This is a genomic window from Bacillus cereus group sp. MYBK101-2, assembly GCF_051918845.1.
GTDB lineage: Bacteria > Bacillota > Bacilli > Bacillales > Bacillaceae_G > Bacillus_A > Bacillus_A paranthracis.
In genome coordinates, this window is record NZ_JBQAIE010000003.1 from 118930 (window position 1) to 135329 (window position 16400).

Consider the following 16400-nt stretch of genomic DNA (forward strand, 5'->3'; position numbering starts at 1 on the left):
GAAAGGAAGTAAAGACAACTTATGAAAAAAGTAATCGCAGGTTTAGCAGCAGCTTCAGTAGCAGGTGTTGCAGTTCCAGGTATGGATTCTGCTCATGCACAAGTTTCAAACGAAGCGCTAAAAGAAATTAATGGACAAACTCAAACACAAACGACTGTAACTGAAACAAAAACTGTAGAAACAAAATCTGACTTAAAATACACAGTAACTGCTGATGTATTAAATGTTCGTTCAGGTGCTGGTACAGGACATAGCGTTATTTCTAAAGTAAAACAAGGTCAAGTACTACAAGTAATTGGACAAGAAAACGGTTGGTTCAAAGTAACTGTAAACGGTCAAACTGGTTATGTAAGTGGTGACTTCGTAACGACTGGTGGTAAAACAGGAGCTACTGTTCAACAAGGAACTGGTACTTACACAGTAAACGTTTCTTCACTTAACGTACGTACAGGCCCAAGTACATCTCATACAGTATTAGGCTCTGTAAATAAAGGTAAAACAGTACAAGTTGTTGGTGAAGTACAAGATTGGTTTAAAATCAACTTCAATGGTGGAACTGGATACGTAAGCAAAGACTTCGTAACAAAAGGTGGTTCTGCTGTATCTAACCAAACACAACAACCAACTACAAACAACAATACTACTACAGTTCAAACTGGTGGTTCTTATGTTGTTAACACTGGTGCTTTAAAAGTACGTACAGGCCCAGCTACATACAACGCTGTAATCGGTGGTGTAACAAACGGTACAGTATTAAACGTTACTGGCGCTGAAAATGGTTGGTACAAAATTAACCATAACGGCCGCACAGGTTACGTAAGTGCAGACTTCGTTAAGTTTGTAAAAGGCGGAGTAAACAACGTTACAAATAACAATAACGTTACAAATAACGTTCAACAACCAGGTAAAGACGTACAAAAACCAACAACTGGTGGAGATACATCTTCAATCGCTGGATTCGCTAGATCATTAAATGGTTCACCATACAGAACAGCTGGTACAACACCTGCTGGTTTTGATTGCAGTGGATTCATTCACTACGTATTAAATCAAACTGGTCATAAAGGCGCTCGTCAAACAGTTGCTGGATACTGGAGCTCTAAAACAAAAACTAGCAATCCACAACCAGGTGATTTAGTATACTTCCAAAACACTTATAAATCAGGTCCTTCTCACATGGGTGTTTACTTAGGAAACGGTCAGTTCATTAGTGCAGAAACTGATGCAACTGGTGTACGTATTAGTTCTGTGAGTAACTCTTACTGGAGCAAGCACCTATTAGGTTACACAAAAGCATACTAAGAAAAAGTAGATTATATACTTTTCGTATAGAGAAAAGGCTTTCCAGGGAAACTTGGGAAGCCTTTTTATAGTTTAATAAATTGGGATGTAATAGTTTTTACTGTAACTTCCCGTTTAAAAATCGAGCGTATAGATCATGAAAGTAGTTGGGGCGGAATAAGTTTGCTGCATGTCCTGCTAACGGTATTTCTTTATATAAAACGTTAGGAAGAATGGACTTTAAATCAAAAAGACAAGATTTATAGAGATGATCATGTTCGCCCATTACCCATAGAATAGGGTGGGGAAGTGATTTTAATTTAGATTTTAAATCGAATTCTAACCGGTGACGTAATGATTGAGCAATAATTGATGAATGTAATTGCAATCCGAACCGATAATAAATATTTCTTGAAATGACTGCGAACGGATTTGCCTTTAGTATGCCACTTGGAAAAATGGTATTTGCGTATTGAGAGAGCCATTTAGAGTAATCGTCTCCTCGCTTCTCCCAAAACTTTTGAAATACGTTATATAAAAGGGAAGGGTTATTATAATGTCCACCAATATGACAAATGCTCAAAACTTTTTCTGGATGCATTTGTGCAAAAATGGTAGAGATATAACAGCCGTAGCTTAAAGCGCAAATATGAGCTTTTTGAATGCCTTCTTTTTCGTATAAATTCAATAATTGATCAACGAGACGCTGTAATGAAAATTCGATAGCTTCTCCTTTATCATCGCCGTGACCTAATAAGTCATAAGTGATAATGTTGTAAGAGGCGGAAAATCGTTTATGCTCTTTTTTGAAAGCACGACGATTGCCGACTAAACCATGAATAAAAATAATTGTTTCCTTTTTAGAATGTATATTTGTTTGCAAAAAGGATACTCCTTTCAATAACTGGAGATTTATATAGTATTGTAAATTAGTTATCTATCATTCACATAGAACAATATTGAGTACCAGGTAATAATATCAGATATTTATATCTGTTGTAAAGATGAGTTTTTATGTATATTTTGTAAAAATAGAAAAAGTGTGTTTACATTCAGTTTACATTTGTATTGTATTCTATTTTTAGAAAGAACAGTTTTGTTTAACACGAGGAGATGACAGAAATGGAAGTTAGAAATGAAATAAAGAAAAAAGGGAGTTGGAGGCAGTTTTTACGCCTTATTCAAGATACAAATCCTCCGAAAGGGATTCTTGTTTTTGCGTTATTCATGAGTTTGCTTTCTACGGGAGCGAGTTTATTTATTCCGATGTTAACAAAAGGATTAGTAGATAATTTTTCACTTTCGTCAATTAGTACAGGACAAATTGTTGGGCTAGTTGCATTCTTTATTATGCAAACTATAGCTGCAGGATTATCTATATATTTACTAAATTATATAGGACAGAAGATTGTAGCCGGACTGAGAGAACGTTTGTGGAAAAAGGTACTTATATTGCCAGTATCTTATTATGATCAAAATAGAACAGGCGATACAATTAGCCGAATGACAAATGATACAGGTGTTGTGAAGACATTAATTTCTGAGCATTTGTCAAATTTATTAACAGGCGGTATTTCAATTGTCGGATCATTAATCGTATTATTTGTTTTAGATTGGAAAATGACACTTTTACTTTTAACGGTTATTCCATTATCAGTACTGATCTTAGTTCCACTAGGACGAAAAATGTATAAGATTTCAAAAGCACTTCAAGATGAAACTGCTTCTTTTACAAGTGTGCTAACGCAAGTATTATCAGAAATTCGTTTAGTGAAATCTTCGAACACAGAAAAAAGAGAATATGAAACTGGAAATAAAGGTATAGAGAAGTTATTGCAATTTGGTTTGAAAGAGGGAAAAGTGCAAGCGTTAATTTCACCAGTTATGTCGTTTGTTTTAATGGCATTGCTTGTTATTATCGTAGGATATGGCGGGATGCGAGTTTCTAGCGGTGCATTAACAACTGGGGAACTAGTAGCGTTTATTTTATATTTAGTTCAAATTATAATGCCGATGAGTCAATTATCTATGTTCTTTACACAATTCCAAAAGGCAATTGGTGCAACGGAAAGAATTAATACAATTTTAGAGTATGAAGTAGAAGATCATGAAACTGGTGTGAAAGTCACAAATGCTAAGCAACCAATTGTTCTTGAAAATGTACATTTCGAGTATAACGAAGAAGAGCAAGTGTTAAAGAATATTGATTTCACAATTGAATCAGGAAAAGTAACAGCGATCGTAGGGCCAAGTGGTAGCGGGAAAACGACATTATTTTCACTATTAGAACGTTTTTATGAGCCAACTAGCGGTGCTATTAAATTAGGGAAAGATGCAATTACGAACTATTCATTACAATCATGGCGACGTCAAATTGGTTACGTTTCACAAGATAGTCCGTTAATTGATGGAACGATTCGGGATAACATTTGTTACGGCGTTGAGGGAGAAGTGACAGATGAAGAAATTGAAAAAGTAGCAGCGATGGCATATGTGGATGCATTTATTCATGACTTGCCAAATGGATATGCAACAGAAGTGGGAGAACGTGGTGTGAAACTTTCTGGAGGACAAAGACAGCGAATTGCCATTGCCCGGGCGTTACTTAGAAATCCACAAATTCTTATGTTAGATGAAGCAACTTCTAGTTTAGATAGTAAATCAGAGTCTGTCGTTCAAAAGGCATTAAATAACTTAATGAAAGGCAGAACAACGTTAGTTATTGCACATAGACTTTCTACTGTAGTAGATGCAGATAAAATTATCTTTATAGAAAAAGGAAATCTTACAGGAAGCGGTACACATGATGAATTGTTACGCACACATGACATGTATCGTGAATTTGCAACGCAACAATTGAAAATTAAAGAGGGCGTATTATAAAATGAATCATCAGTGGGGCTTATACTCCGCTGGTGATTCATTTTTAAAAGTTATATAAAAGATGCTACGTAGAAAGGAGAGGTTTTCTTTGCTACCAAAAATTTTAATAGTAGATGACGATCCACATATTAGAGAACTTGTTTCTGTATTTTTAGAGAGGGAAGGATTTCAAACATATGAAGCAATTGATGGTCTAGATGCACTTCAAAAAATAGATGAAGTGAAAGTTGATATGGTTATTCTTGATATCATGATGCCGAATATGGATGGATTTGATGTATGTTTTGAATTAAGAAAATACTATGATATTCCGATTTTGATGCTAACTGCTAAAGGAGAAACATCTCAAAAAGTAAAAGGGTTTCATCTTGGTACGGATGATTATCTTGTAAAACCATTTGATCCGATAGAACTAGTAGTGAGGGTAAAGGCGTTATTGAAACGTTATCAAATTACAGTGTCGCAATCAATTCAAGTTGGAAATGTACTGTTAAACCGTAAAACATTTGAAGTTACAACTGGAGAACAAACGGTTACGTTACCGCTAAAAGAATTCGAATTGCTCTTTACTTTAGGTTCTAAAGCGGGAAGGACTTGTTCGAGAGAGCAATTAATTGAAGATGTATGGGGATATGATTTTGAAGGGAATGAGCGTACACTAGACGTTCATATAAATCGGTTACGTGAGAAGTTCCAAGAAGAGAAGTCGAAATTTAGTATTAAAACGATAAGAGGCTTAGGATATCGCTTAGAGGTAAGTAAATGAGAAGAAGAGAGCGAATGAATAAGGTGAAGATATTGAAAATAATTGGAGCGGTACTAGCTCTCTTTTCTTTTCTCACAATAATTTGGTCTATAGCCTTTTATGTATCATCAAGTGTAATAAATGCTCTTGAAATACAAGTATCACCTTTTGTTACTTTTTTAATTAGTGATATGGTCGGCTTTGTATTTATTGTTCTTATTTGGGTGTTGATTGGGGTATTAATGAGACCGAAGCGAGAGGCGATGATTTGGACTATTATTGAACCGATACAAAAAATTGCAAAAGGGGACTTCTCCGTAAAAATACGAAATGAAGAGAAATATGATGGAGAAATTGGTGTGCTCGTAAAAAGTATAAATGATATGACAGATGAACTAAATGCGATGGAGAATATGCGCCAGGAATTTGTTTCGAATGTTTCTCATGAAATACAGTCACCATTAACTTCTATAAAAGGATTTGCTAGAGCACTACAAGATACTAATCTTCCTGAGGAAAAAAGAGAGCATTATCTTACCATTATTGAAACAGAAACGACGAGATTATCTAAACTAAGTCAAAATTTACTGAAACTAACTCTTTTAGAGTCGGAAGAATATACACCAGAAAGAGTAACTTATCGATTAGATCAACAGTTAAAACAAATTGTATTAAATAGTGAACCGCTTTGGGCTGAGAAAGAAATTGAATTAGACCTTGATTTAGAAAAAGTGCATATAACTGCTGACCAAGAAAGTATGAGTCAAGTTTGGATTAATTTAATTCATAATAGTATTAAATTTACTCCAAGTAGCGGTACGATTTCAATCAAGCTAAAAGAATATGAGACATTAGTGGAAGTGCGTATACGTGATACGGGAATTGGTATATCCGAAGAACAGAAGCAACATATTTTTGAGCGTTTTTATAAAGCAGACTCTTCACGAAATCGTGCTTATGGAGGAAGTGGCTTAGGTTTAGCGATTGTGAAAAAAGTACTCGATCTTCATAAGGGGGAAATAAAAGTCGAGAGTGAGGAAGGGAAGGGTACGGAATTTATTGTGTGTATTCCTAAGTATAAAGAGAAATAGTGTTAGGGGCATATCTTCTAACACTATTTTTCTTTATACATACATTTACCATTGCTGCAGCTATACTGATAAGCTTTTCCTTCACTATTCATACGGTATGAGTAATCAGATTCTTTATCTTTTTTAAAGTCAACGTATGCTTCTGCACCGTTTTTATCATCATCAATATCAACGAATTGAACATGGCGTATAGAATAATCTTTCTTTTTACTTAAACCTCTTTCTTGCAAGTTTGTATGAATACCGTCTACTAACTCGTCAAACAATGACCAGTTTAAATTAAGATTTTCAAATGACTCAGTATGTCTTCCTACAATGCCGTTGTCTTGTATTATTTTATTATTATCGTATGTATAAGAGTATGTAAAATAAGGTTCGTCTTTATATACGACTTCCGCATAATAGCCGATATTATAAAGAGGAGTATATTTTCCGGTTATGCTTTGTATTTCTTTTTGCTTATATCCTTTTATAGTATGGAGATATTCGTTAGTATCTTTTTCTATTACTTTATAATGTAGTGGATTACCAAATATAAAGTACATAGCCAAAAATATGATGCATAGTCCGACTGCAGTTAGTGACAAGAACCACTTCTTTCTTTTCATACACATACACCCTTCTGTGTGGGATTTATTTCTATTTTACATGAATTATGGAAAAAACATGAGAATTATAAATAAAAAATTTCTGTAGTTACCTACAAGTAACCTACGCACATGAAAGTGCATCATTGCCTTTTTACATAAACATAGATACAATTTTAATATAATACATAACTGAGATGATTAAGGAGTGTTATACTTGGCAGAATTATTACAAGGCAAAAATGCTTTAATTACAGGTGCAGGTAGAGGGATTGGTCGTGCTGTAGCGATCGCTTTAGCGAAAGAGGGCGTAAATGTCGGTCTTTTAGCTCGTTCAGAAGAAAACTTAAAAGCTGTAGCGAAAGAAGTAGAAGCAGAAGGCGTAAAAGCTGTTATTGCGACTGCTGATGTTTCCTCATATGAAGAAGTGACTACTGCGATTGAGACGTTAAAAAACGGTTTAGGATCTATCGATATTTTAATTAATAACGCTGGTATTTCTAAGTTCGGTAAGTTTTTAGAACTAGACGTTGCTGATTGGGAAAAAATCATTCAAGTAAACTTAATGGGTGTATACTATGCAACTCGTGCAGCTTTACCAAGCATGATTGAACAACAATCTGGTGATATCATTAACATTTCATCTACAGCGGGACAAAAAGGTGCACCTGTAACAAGTGCATATAGTGCTTCTAAATTTGGTGTTCTTGGCTTAACAGAATCGTTAGCGATGGAAGTTCGTAAACATAACATTCGCGTAACTGCTTTAACTCCAAGTACAGTAGCAACAGATATGGCTGTAGATTTAGGATTAACTGACGGAAATCCTGAGAAAGTAATGCAAGCAGAAGATATTGCAGAGTTTATCGTAGCGCAGCTGAAATTAAATAAACGTACATTTATTAAATCAGCAGGACTTTGGTCTACTAATCCGTAAGGGATACATGTATAAACAAAAGAAGGGATATCTATTTTGTAATGAAGTAGATGTCCCTTCTTTATTTTTTGTATATGAGACAGAATTTTCGGTATAATCAAAAGTGGATAGTAGAAAAGCATGCTGACATTGCGCGTAGCAATATTGAACGCGCTAATTTGAATGATAGAGTTGAAGTGCGAACAGGATTAGCTTTAGATTCTTTACAACAAATAGAAAATGAGAAGTATGAACCATTTGATTTTATCTTTATAGACGCTGATAAAAAAATAACCCTGCTTATTTTGAATGGGCACTGAAACTATCACGCCCTGGTACTGTAATTATTGGGGATAACGTAGTACGTGAAGGAGAAGTTATTGACAATACGAGTAATGACCCTCGCGTACAAGGGATACGTCGCTTCTATGAGCAATAGCTACTGAACCACGTGTAAGTGCTACGGCGCTTCAAACAGTCGGAAGTAAAGGGTACGATGGATTTATAATGGCAGTCGTAAAAGAATAACGAAAGGAGATAAATAGAATGAAAAAGATGTTTGAAAAGTTATAACATGTATCGTATACAACGCAGTTAGCTCGTGGACCTCCAACGTACTTCAAAATATAAGTTTATATTAAAAATTGGAGGTTAGGAATAGATGAGAACTGAAAAAGAAATGCTGGACTTAATTATAAATACAGCAAAAGAGGATGAAAGAATTCGAGCTGTCATCATGAATGGATCGCGTGTAAATCCAAATGTGAAAAGAGATTGTTTTCAAGACTACGATATTATATATGTTGTAAAAGATATACGCTCTTTTACGTCTAATCATAATTGGATTCATAGGTTTGGAGAAATAATGATTGTACAAATGCCGGAAGAAATGTCAGTAGTTCCACCAGATGAAGATGGGAAGTTTCCGTATTTAATGCAGTTCATGGATGGAAATCGGATTGATTTAACACTAATTCCAGTTGAATTAATAAATCATTTCGTTGGGCAAGATAGTTTAAGTAAATTACTTCTCGATAAAGATAATTGTATGGAAGAATTTCCACCAGCAAGCGATAAAGACTACTTAATAAAAAAGCCTACAGAAAAAGAGTTTTTGGATTGCTGTAATGAATTTTGGTGGTGTAGTACGAATGTGGCAAAAGGATTATGGAGAGAAGAGCTTTCTTATGCGAAAGGAATGCTTGATGGTCCAGTGCGAGATATGTTCATCGTAATGCTAGAATGGCATATTGGTATGAAAACAGACTTTACAGGTAATGCAGGGAAGTTTGGAAAGCATTTTGAACAGTATATGGAAAAAGATATGTGGGAGCAATTTAAAAGAACTTTTTCTAATGCAGAATATGAAAACATATGGGAGTCATTCTTTGTTATGGGCGATTCATTTAGGGAAGTAGCGAATGAAATTGCTAACGCTTATGGATATCCGTACCCGCAAGGTGATGATGACAGAGTGACAAGTTATTTAAAACATGTGAAAGCTTTACCGAAAGATAGTACATCGATTTATTAATAATAGTAAGCAGTAAGACTGTCCAAATGACGGACAGTCTTATTTTTGTTTATGAATAACAATTTCTCTAACAAAGTGCAGAGGAATCACATATGAAAATTTAGGGAGGTTTTTATCATGTATTATTTTTATTCGCCACAAATGTTTACTCCATATCAATGGGGACTAGAACGAAAGGTTTCGTATGCTTATATGCCATATAACTCATTTTATTATGGAGACTATATAAACTCATTGCCGTACGCATATACCCCTCAAAATTGTGAAGTACAAATGAAAGCAGATGAGCGTGGATCGTGGACGCCATTTTCTTGGGTTGAAAAATATGCGTACGCATTTTCAGGACCGTACAATAAAGCGGAAGTTGCTCTTACATTTGATGATGGACCGGATTTAGAATTCACGCCAAAAATATTAGATAAGTTAAAACAACATAATGTAAAAGCGACTTTTTTCCTGCTTGGTGAAAATGCAGAAAAGTTTCCAAATGTAGTAAAGCGTATTGCGAATGAAGGGCATGTAATTGGTAATCATACGTATAGCCATCCTAATTTAGCGAAAGTAAATGAGGATGAGTACCATAATCAAATTATAAAAACGGAAGAAATATTAAAACGTATAGCCGGCTATGCTCCTAAATTTATACGCCCGCCGTATGGTGAAATACTTGAAAATCAATTGCATTGGGCAACTGAGAAAAATTTTATGATTGTACAGTGGAGTGTGGATACAGTTGATTGGAAAGGTGTAAGTGCTGATACGATTACAAATAATGTGTTAGGGAACTCATTTCCTGGTAGTATCATACTTCAACATTCAACTCCAGGTGGACATTTGCAAGGATCTGTAGAGGCGCTAGACAAAATGATTCCGCAGTTAAAAACGAAAGGAGCACGTTTTGTAACACTTCCAAGCATGTTTCAGACATCGAAAGAAAGAAAGTGAATGTGTTATGAATTGGAAAAAATAGGGTCGTATCGTATAATAAGAGTGTAAGTTAGGGGGGATATAATTGAGCTATGCATTAGTAAACATAGGAATGAGCATATTGATTGGTGTTATATTTATACTTGCTGCACTTATTCTTCGGAAAAATCCACCAACGGATATTAACGCTGCATATGGTTACCGTACGAAACGATCTATGAAAAATAAGGGACTATGGGATGCGGGGAACAGGTATAGCGCAGAAGTGATGAAACAAAATGGATTCATTATGATGTTGATAGGAAGTTTTATTAGTATACTGTTTAAATATCCCCATACAACGTTAGCGATAATAATCTTTATGCTAGTACTAATTATTCGCTTATTCATACGAGTAGAGAAAAAGTTGAAGACACTTGAGCAATAATGAAAAATAGGACTCCCGACCGATATTAGTAGGGAGTCCTATTCTATTTACAAATCATTATTTTTTAGTAATTCTTTTCCTTGCTCTATAACAAATTCATAGTATGCAATATCATATGGATAAATATCTTCAAATGTTATCGTTATCGGCTTATTGTTTAAAACAGAAATAGCTGTAAAAGATGAAATCTCTCTTTTTAATAGTTGTAGAAAAGAAGTTGCATGTACTTTCATCACATCATCTACTTCTTCACCTGGTGCGAATGGAAGTGGATTGATGACATTGTGGAAATACATATGACAAAACTCGCGATCTGTAAGATTTGAAATTTCATAATCTATTGTAAAGATGCCCTTATATGCTAAATCAGTCGTTTGAAAAGAAAGCCCTAATTCTTCTTCAATTTCACGAAGACCACCACTTTGTACATCTTCATCATGCATAATATGTCCAGCGGAAGTAATATCCCAAATGTTCGGAGCTTCTTTTTTATTTTTAGAGCGTAATTGGAAATATAAAAACATATCTTCATCATCTTTTTCTACAAACCAACAATGAAATGTTTCGTGCCAATCACCGTCACGATGCACTTCATCACGTAATTTCTTCCCAAGTATATTTTTTTCAGTATCAAATATTGTTAACCACTCTGTCATTTAAATTCCCCTTTCTGCAAATTTTATTATACAATATTTGTAATTAATTTTGGGAAAATAAAGAAAAAAGGAGAGGGTATAAGTGGGTATAGAGAGGGCGGAAATAAAATCGATTATTTCAACAGAGGAAGAATTACGGAAAATATTGGGACAACCAAGTGAGAGAGCGTTAAAGAAAGTTATTTCATCACTAGACCACCATTGTATAGATTTTCTATCCAAATCTCCTTTTCTAGTATTATCTACAGCAAATAAATTAGGAGAGTGTGATGCTTCACCGAGAGGAGATGCACCTGGATTTGTTTACGTATTAAATCATAATAAAATTATCATTCCAGAAAGCCCAGGCAATCGTCGTATAGACTCCATTTTGAATATTATTTCCAATCCACGTGTAGGATTAATCTTTTTTATCCCAGGACTTGGAGAGACTCTCCGAATAAACGGCCGAGCGTATATTACAAACGACGAAGCCATTTTGCAAGAAATGCAGGCAAATGGGCGCAATCCGTTACTTGGAATTGTCGTTGAAATAGAAGAGTGTTATATTCATTGTGCAAAAGCTTTTATCCGATCTAAGATGTGGGATCCAGAATCATGGTTGAATAAAAAAGAGTTACCTTCAGCAGCAAAAATGTTACTGGAACATGCGAAAGTAAATGCTTCTGAAGAAGATGTTGCACGTTCTTTAGAAGAAAGTTATACGAAAAGATTGTATTAATAAAATTTTATTAATATAGTTTTGTGAGGTAGATATGTACGTGGTTTAGAATGGAATATTTATATATGAAGCGTTGATTTACAAAGTGGAGAAATAACAAAATAGGTAAATCGATCGGGCGTTGCATAATGTTATTGTGAAATATAATAAAAATTGATTTTGAAAATAGTTAGTAAAAATAGGCTTGCTTTTTAAAAAGTTGATAACTATAATAAATTAACAAATAGACATGAACGAAAAAGTAACGATAAGGACACGGAATCATTTTTACGGTTTACAGAGAGGGAAGTCAAGGGTGTGAGCTTCCTAACACGAGAAATGATTTTACCACCTTTGAACTTCAATAGTGAACGAGTAATCTAGTAATTATTGACGGAATCAGCCGTTATCTGAACTTGAGCGATCTAGAGAGAAATACGTCTAGGTTGGAACAAGGGTGGAACCACGAAAACACATTCGTCCCTTTCCTAGGGATGAGTGTGTTTTTTTATAGTTTTAGAGATTGAAAATTGAAAATAATTAAAAAATAGTATTGATTTTGTTTTTTATGCGAGTATAATGAGTTAACAAATAAACATGAACGAAAAGTAACGATAAGGACATGAAATCATTTTTACGGTTTACAGAGAGGGAAGTCAAGGGTGTGAGCTTCCTAACACGAGAAATGATTTTACCACCTTTGAACTTCAATAGTGAACGAGTAATCTAGTAATTATTGACGGAATCAGCCGTTATCTGAACTTGAGCAATCTAGAGAGAAATACGTCTAGGTTGGAACAAGGGTGGAACCACGAAAACACATTCGTCCCTTTCCTAGGGATGAGTGTGTTTTTTTATTACTTTGAAAGGAGGTGCTGTAACATGAAACGATTTGTACGTACGGAAATAACCACCACCTGCATGATTGAAAAGCAGAGCAAGGTGATTGATAAAGATAAAAAATAAAATTGTAGGAGGAGATTAGAAGATGAATAATGTTGTTAATGTAGGGGTGTTAGGATTAGGTACGGTCGGAAGTGGTGTTGTCCATATTTTGAAAGAACATTGTAAAAAAATTGCACTTGATACAGGGTATGAAGTGAAAGTGAAGACAGTTGTTGTACGTGATTTAGAAAAAGAACGTGATGTTTGTATTGATGGAATCGTAGTAACAAGTCATGTCGATGAAGTTCTAAATGATTCAAATATTGATATTGTAGTAGAGGTAATGGGCGGAATTGAAGAAGCGAAGCAGCATATTGTTAAGGCTTTACGAAATAAGAAACATGTCGTGACAGCAAATAAAGATTTAATGGCTGTATACGGTGCAGAACTTCTCCAACTGGCAAATGATAATGATTGTGATTTGTGTTATGAGGCAAGTGTAGCGGGCGGTATTCCGGTGTTAAGAGGGTTAACAGACGGATTAGCATCAGATCAGATTGAAAAAATAATGGGAATTGTAAATGGTACAACAAATTACATGTTAACAAAGATGAGTCAAAATGGATGGTCGTATGAAGAAGCTTTACAGGAAGCACAAAAATTAGGTTTTGCAGAATCAGATCCGACAGCGGATGTAGATGGGCTAGATGCGGCGAGAAAGGTAGCGATTCTTGCAAACTTAGGTTTTTCGATGAATGTTTCTTTAGATGATGTGCAAGTAAGAGGGATTCGAAAGGTCGAAAAAGAAGATTTACAAATGGCTGAAAAGTTAGGGTTTACAATGAAGTTAATTGGGAAAGCGGAGAAACAAGGATCAGCCATTCATTTAAGTGTAGAACCGACACTTTTACCAAGTCATCATCCATTGTCGAATGTAAATAATGAATTTAATGCGGTATATGTTCACGGTCAAGCAGTAGGAGAAGTAATGTTTTACGGACCAGGAGCTGGGAAATTACCGACTGGTTCTGCAGTAGTAAGTGATATTATTTCAATCGTTAAAAATATGAATCAAGTTCCGAAAAATAAAAGTGCGTTAAAAGAGCCAGAACCATATGAATTACAGGGAGATGAAGAAGTTGTTTCGAAATATTTCTTACGTATTTCATTACGAGATGAACCTGGGATGTTGCAAAAAATAACAGAATGTTTCGTTAATTATTCTGTAAGTTTAAAAGAAGTTATTCAGTTACCTTTAAATCGTGAACTTGCAGAAGTCGTTGTTGTGACACATCAAACTTCAAAGTATCAATTCGAACAAGTTTTAGGAGCGATAGAAGATGTCGCAAGTGAAATAAACAGTTACTACATTATTGAGGAGGAAAAACAATATGTATAAAGGATTATTAAAACAGTATGCTTCTTATTTACCGGTCAATGAAAATACACCTGATGTGAGCTTAATGGAAGGGAATACACCACTTATCCCGTTATTAAATATATCAAAACAATTAGGAATTCAGTTATACGGTAAGTATGAAGGAGCGAATCCGACAGGTTCTTTTAAAGATCGAGGTATGGTAATGGCAGTTGCAAAGGCGAAAGAAGAAGGGTCAGAGGCCATTATTTGTGCATCAACTGGTAATACATCAGCATCGGCCGCAGCATATGCGGCACGCCTTGGAATGAAATGTATTATCGTAATCCCAGAAGGGAAAATTGCACATGGAAAATTAGCGCAAGCAGTCGCTTACGGAGCTGAAATTATTTCAATAGAAGGGAATTTTGATGATGCACTTAAGGCTGTAAGAAATATTGCTGCGGAAGAGCCAATCACATTAGTTAACTCGGTAAATCCTTATCGAATTGAAGGGCAAAAAACAGCAGCATTTGAAATTTGTGATCAATTACAAAGTGCACCAGATGTGTTAGCAATTCCTGTTGGAAATGCTGGAAATATTACAGCATACTGGAAAGGTTTCTGTGAATATGAAAAAGAAAAAGGCTATAAGAAGCCAAGAATTCATGGATTTGAAGCGGAAGGAGCAGCTGCTATTGTAAAAGGGCATGTAATTGACGAGCCAGAAACAATTGCAACAGCGATTCGCATCGGTAACCCAGCAAGTTGGTCATATGCAGTAGAGGCTGCTGAGCAATCTCACGGTGAAATAGATATGGTATCAGATGAAGAAATTTTACATGCGTATAGATTATTAGCAAAATCGGAAGGGGTTTTCGCTGAGCCAGGATCAAATGCTTCATTAGCTGGCGTAATGAAACATGTTCAATCTGGAAAAATCAAAAAAGGAGAAACAGTTGTTGCAGTTTTAACTGGAAACGGCTTGAAAGATCCTGATATCGCAATCTCTTCTAATACATTAGATATTGCAAGTGTTTCAAATAATATAGAACAAATTAAAGAGCATATTAAAGGGGTGATTATGTCGTGATACCATTAAGTATTCGTGTTCCTGCTAGTACAGCGAATGTTGGACCTGGATTCGATTCAGTAGGAATAGCTTTGTCATTATATTTACATGTAGTAGTTAAAGAAAAAGCTGATAAATGGCAAGTGATCCATTCCTTTGAAGATTCAATTCCGATAGACGATAAAAATTTAATTGTTAGCACGGCATGTAAAGTATGTCCTTCTTTATCACCCCATATAATAGAAGTTACTAGTAACATCCCACTAACAAGAGGTCTAGGAAGTAGCGCATCAGCAATTGTGGCTGGGATAGAGCTTGCGAATCAACTAGGAAAATTGAACTTAACGACTGATCAAAAAGTTCAAATTGCTACAAATTTTGAAGGACATCCCGATAATGTTGCTGCTTCTATATTAGGAGGAACTGTAATCGGAGCACTTGATGGGAAGAATGTTTCGGTTGTAAGAATTGAAAGTAAGGAATTAGGTGTTATTTCTCTTATTCCAAATGAAGAGCTAAATACAGATGAAAGTCGATCTGTATTACCAGATGTATTCCCGTTTCATGAAGCTGTTAAGGCTAGTGCAATAAGTAATGTATTAGTAGCTGCTTTATGTCAAAAGAAATGGAAAGTTGTAGGCGAAATGATGGAAAGGGATCATTTTCACGAGCCGTATCGTTTAGAGCTTGTACCGTTATTACCATCTATTCGTAAATGTGCAAAAGAATTCGGTGCATACGGTACAGCGCTTAGCGGTGCAGGACCATCTATTTTTATATTAACGCCATATGAGAAACGTCAAGAAATTGCTGAGCAATTAGCGAGAGTATTTACGTCTATGAAAGTGTGTGAGCTAGAAATTGATCATAGAGGGATTACTGTAAATAAAGAAGAACATATTGGATTATAAAGAAAGCTAGTATCGCTAGCTTTCTTTATGTTGTAAATATGTTTGCATATAAAAGAAAAATATGAATGTATAATTTAGTAAAGAGTATATTAACTTGGAGGTGAATGGATCATATGAAGAAAGAGTTACCGGAAGAAAAAAGAGAACGTATAAGGCAAAGTGAATTGAAAAACAATTCTACCGGTTCTTTACATGATGGGCTCAACAGAGCTGAAACGGGTAGTCCAGTTGATATGGCGGGTGGTATGAATTGGAAAGGTACAGCGCTAGTAATTTTAGTGCTAGTTTTAGCGTATATTATATACACTTATTTTTTTAGTTAAGAAATGCATGTTAAAGCTTTGAATGATTTGCTTTTATAATTAGTGAGGATGAAAAAACACGGTTATTGTACTATATATATTAAGCAGATTATAGTTGTCCATATA

16 protein-coding genes, 1 pseudogene and 2 other annotated features are annotated in these 16400 nt (G+C 35.1%); of the genes and pseudogenes, 14 read left to right on the forward strand and 3 right to left on the reverse strand.

What is annotated here, in order from left to right; genetic code table 11:
- The first annotated feature begins 21 nt into the window (after positions 1–21).
- A complete protein-coding gene (entFM, locus tag ACTFSI_RS09795) occupies positions 22–1302 on the forward strand; it encodes an enterotoxin EntFM (RefSeq protein ID WP_000755517.1) in 1281 nt (426 codons plus the stop codon).
- A gap of 97 nt (positions 1303–1399) precedes the next feature.
- Here entFM and ACTFSI_RS09800 read toward each other — a convergent pair whose 3' ends face one another.
- Positions 1400–2164: an alpha/beta fold hydrolase gene (locus ACTFSI_RS09800; RefSeq protein WP_001194311.1), complete on the reverse strand. Its 765-nt coding sequence runs from the start codon at positions 2162–2164 to the stop codon at positions 1400–1402.
- A gap of 239 nt (positions 2165–2403) precedes the next feature.
- Here ACTFSI_RS09800 and ACTFSI_RS09805 point away from each other — a divergent pair, with 239 nt between their 5' ends.
- The 3 genes from ACTFSI_RS09805 (at position 2404) to hitS (ending at position 6000) form a co-directional block, all read left to right on the forward strand.
- On the forward strand, positions 2404–4164 hold the full coding sequence (locus ACTFSI_RS09805; RefSeq protein ID WP_044790397.1) for an ABC transporter ATP-binding protein: 1761 nt from the start codon (positions 2404–2406) through the stop codon (positions 4162–4164).
- A gap of 88 nt (positions 4165–4252) precedes the next feature.
- Positions 4253–4930 (forward strand): envelope stress response regulator transcription factor HitR, encoded by a 678-nt coding sequence (gene hitR, locus ACTFSI_RS09810; RefSeq protein WP_044790396.1) that lies wholly within the window; start codon positions 4253–4255, stop codon positions 4928–4930.
- Positions 4927–6000: an envelope stress sensor histidine kinase HitS gene (gene hitS / locus ACTFSI_RS09815; protein ID WP_044790394.1), complete on the forward strand. Its 1074-nt coding sequence runs from the start codon at positions 4927–4929 to the stop codon at positions 5998–6000. The genes hitR and hitS overlap by 4 nt, the downstream gene beginning before the upstream one ends.
- A 23-nt stretch (positions 6001–6023) precedes the next feature.
- On the opposite strand, the gene ACTFSI_RS09820 is transcribed toward hitS, so the two are convergent.
- Positions 6024–6608 (reverse strand): DUF3139 domain-containing protein, encoded by a 585-nt coding sequence (locus ACTFSI_RS09820; RefSeq protein WP_044790393.1) that lies wholly within the window; start codon positions 6606–6608, stop codon positions 6024–6026.
- Between the two features lie 196 nt (positions 6609–6804).
- Between ACTFSI_RS09820 and ACTFSI_RS09825 the strand changes: the two genes are divergently transcribed.
- The 5 genes and pseudogenes from ACTFSI_RS09825 to ACTFSI_RS09845 all read left to right on the forward strand — a co-directional run bounded on the left by ACTFSI_RS09825 (position 6805) and on the right by ACTFSI_RS09845 (position 10391).
- Positions 6805–7524: a 3-ketoacyl-ACP reductase gene (locus tag ACTFSI_RS09825; RefSeq protein ID WP_138322139.1), complete on the forward strand. Its 720-nt coding sequence runs from the start codon at positions 6805–6807 to the stop codon at positions 7522–7524.
- 113 nt (positions 7525–7637) lie between these two features.
- Positions 7638–8031, forward strand: a pseudogene (locus tag ACTFSI_RS09830) (O-methyltransferase); the annotation flags it as partial.
- A 133-nt stretch (positions 8032–8164) separates the two neighbouring features.
- Positions 8165–9037: an aminoglycoside 6-adenylyltransferase gene (locus ACTFSI_RS09835; RefSeq protein WP_138322138.1), complete on the forward strand. Its 873-nt coding sequence runs from the start codon at positions 8165–8167 to the stop codon at positions 9035–9037.
- A 117-nt stretch (positions 9038–9154) separates the two neighbouring features.
- A complete protein-coding gene (locus tag ACTFSI_RS09840; RefSeq protein WP_138322137.1) occupies positions 9155–9982 on the forward strand; it encodes a peptidoglycan-N-acetylglucosamine deacetylase in 828 nt (275 codons plus the stop codon).
- Positions 9983–10076: 94 nt separating this feature from the next.
- Positions 10077–10391: an SdpI family protein gene (locus ACTFSI_RS09845; RefSeq protein ID WP_041184205.1), complete on the forward strand. Its 315-nt coding sequence runs from the start codon at positions 10077–10079 to the stop codon at positions 10389–10391.
- A 47-nt stretch (positions 10392–10438) separates the two neighbouring features.
- Here the strand turns inward: ACTFSI_RS09845 and ACTFSI_RS09850 are convergent, their stop codons facing one another.
- Positions 10439–11047: an NUDIX hydrolase gene (locus ACTFSI_RS09850; RefSeq protein WP_138322136.1), complete on the reverse strand. Its 609-nt coding sequence runs from the start codon at positions 11045–11047 to the stop codon at positions 10439–10441.
- 82 nt (positions 11048–11129) lie between these two features.
- On the opposite strand from ACTFSI_RS09850, the gene ACTFSI_RS09855 reads away from it, so the two are divergent.
- The 5 genes from ACTFSI_RS09855 to ACTFSI_RS09875 all read left to right on the forward strand — a co-directional run bounded on the left by ACTFSI_RS09855 (position 11130) and on the right by ACTFSI_RS09875 (position 16295).
- Entirely contained in the window at positions 11130–11768 is a 639-nt protein-coding gene (locus ACTFSI_RS09855; protein WP_138322135.1) for a pyridoxamine 5'-phosphate oxidase family protein, read from the forward strand.
- Between the two features lie 235 nt (positions 11769–12003).
- Positions 12004–12235 (forward strand) — a binding site (T-box leader).
- A 114-nt stretch (positions 12236–12349) separates the two neighbouring features.
- Positions 12350–12581, forward strand: a binding site (T-box leader).
- A 154-nt stretch (positions 12582–12735) separates the two neighbouring features.
- Positions 12736–14031 carry a homoserine dehydrogenase gene (locus ACTFSI_RS09860; RefSeq protein ID WP_001067137.1) on the forward strand — a complete coding sequence of 432 codons (1296 nt, stop codon included), beginning with the start codon at positions 12736–12738 and terminating at the stop codon, positions 14029–14031.
- Positions 14024–15082 carry a threonine synthase gene (gene thrC, locus ACTFSI_RS09865; RefSeq protein ID WP_000276440.1) on the forward strand — a complete coding sequence of 353 codons (1059 nt, stop codon included), beginning with the start codon at positions 14024–14026 and terminating at the stop codon, positions 15080–15082. The genes ACTFSI_RS09860 and thrC overlap by 8 nt, the downstream gene beginning before the upstream one ends.
- Positions 15079–15972 carry a homoserine kinase gene (gene thrB, locus ACTFSI_RS09870; RefSeq protein WP_000612667.1) on the forward strand — a complete coding sequence of 298 codons (894 nt, stop codon included), beginning with the start codon at positions 15079–15081 and terminating at the stop codon, positions 15970–15972. The genes thrC and thrB overlap by 4 nt, the downstream gene beginning before the upstream one ends.
- Positions 15973–16085: 113 nt before the next feature.
- A complete protein-coding gene (locus ACTFSI_RS09875; protein ID WP_000711909.1) occupies positions 16086–16295 on the forward strand; it encodes a DUF6366 family protein in 210 nt (69 codons plus the stop codon).
- The last annotated feature ends 105 nt before the right edge of the window (positions 16296–16400 follow it).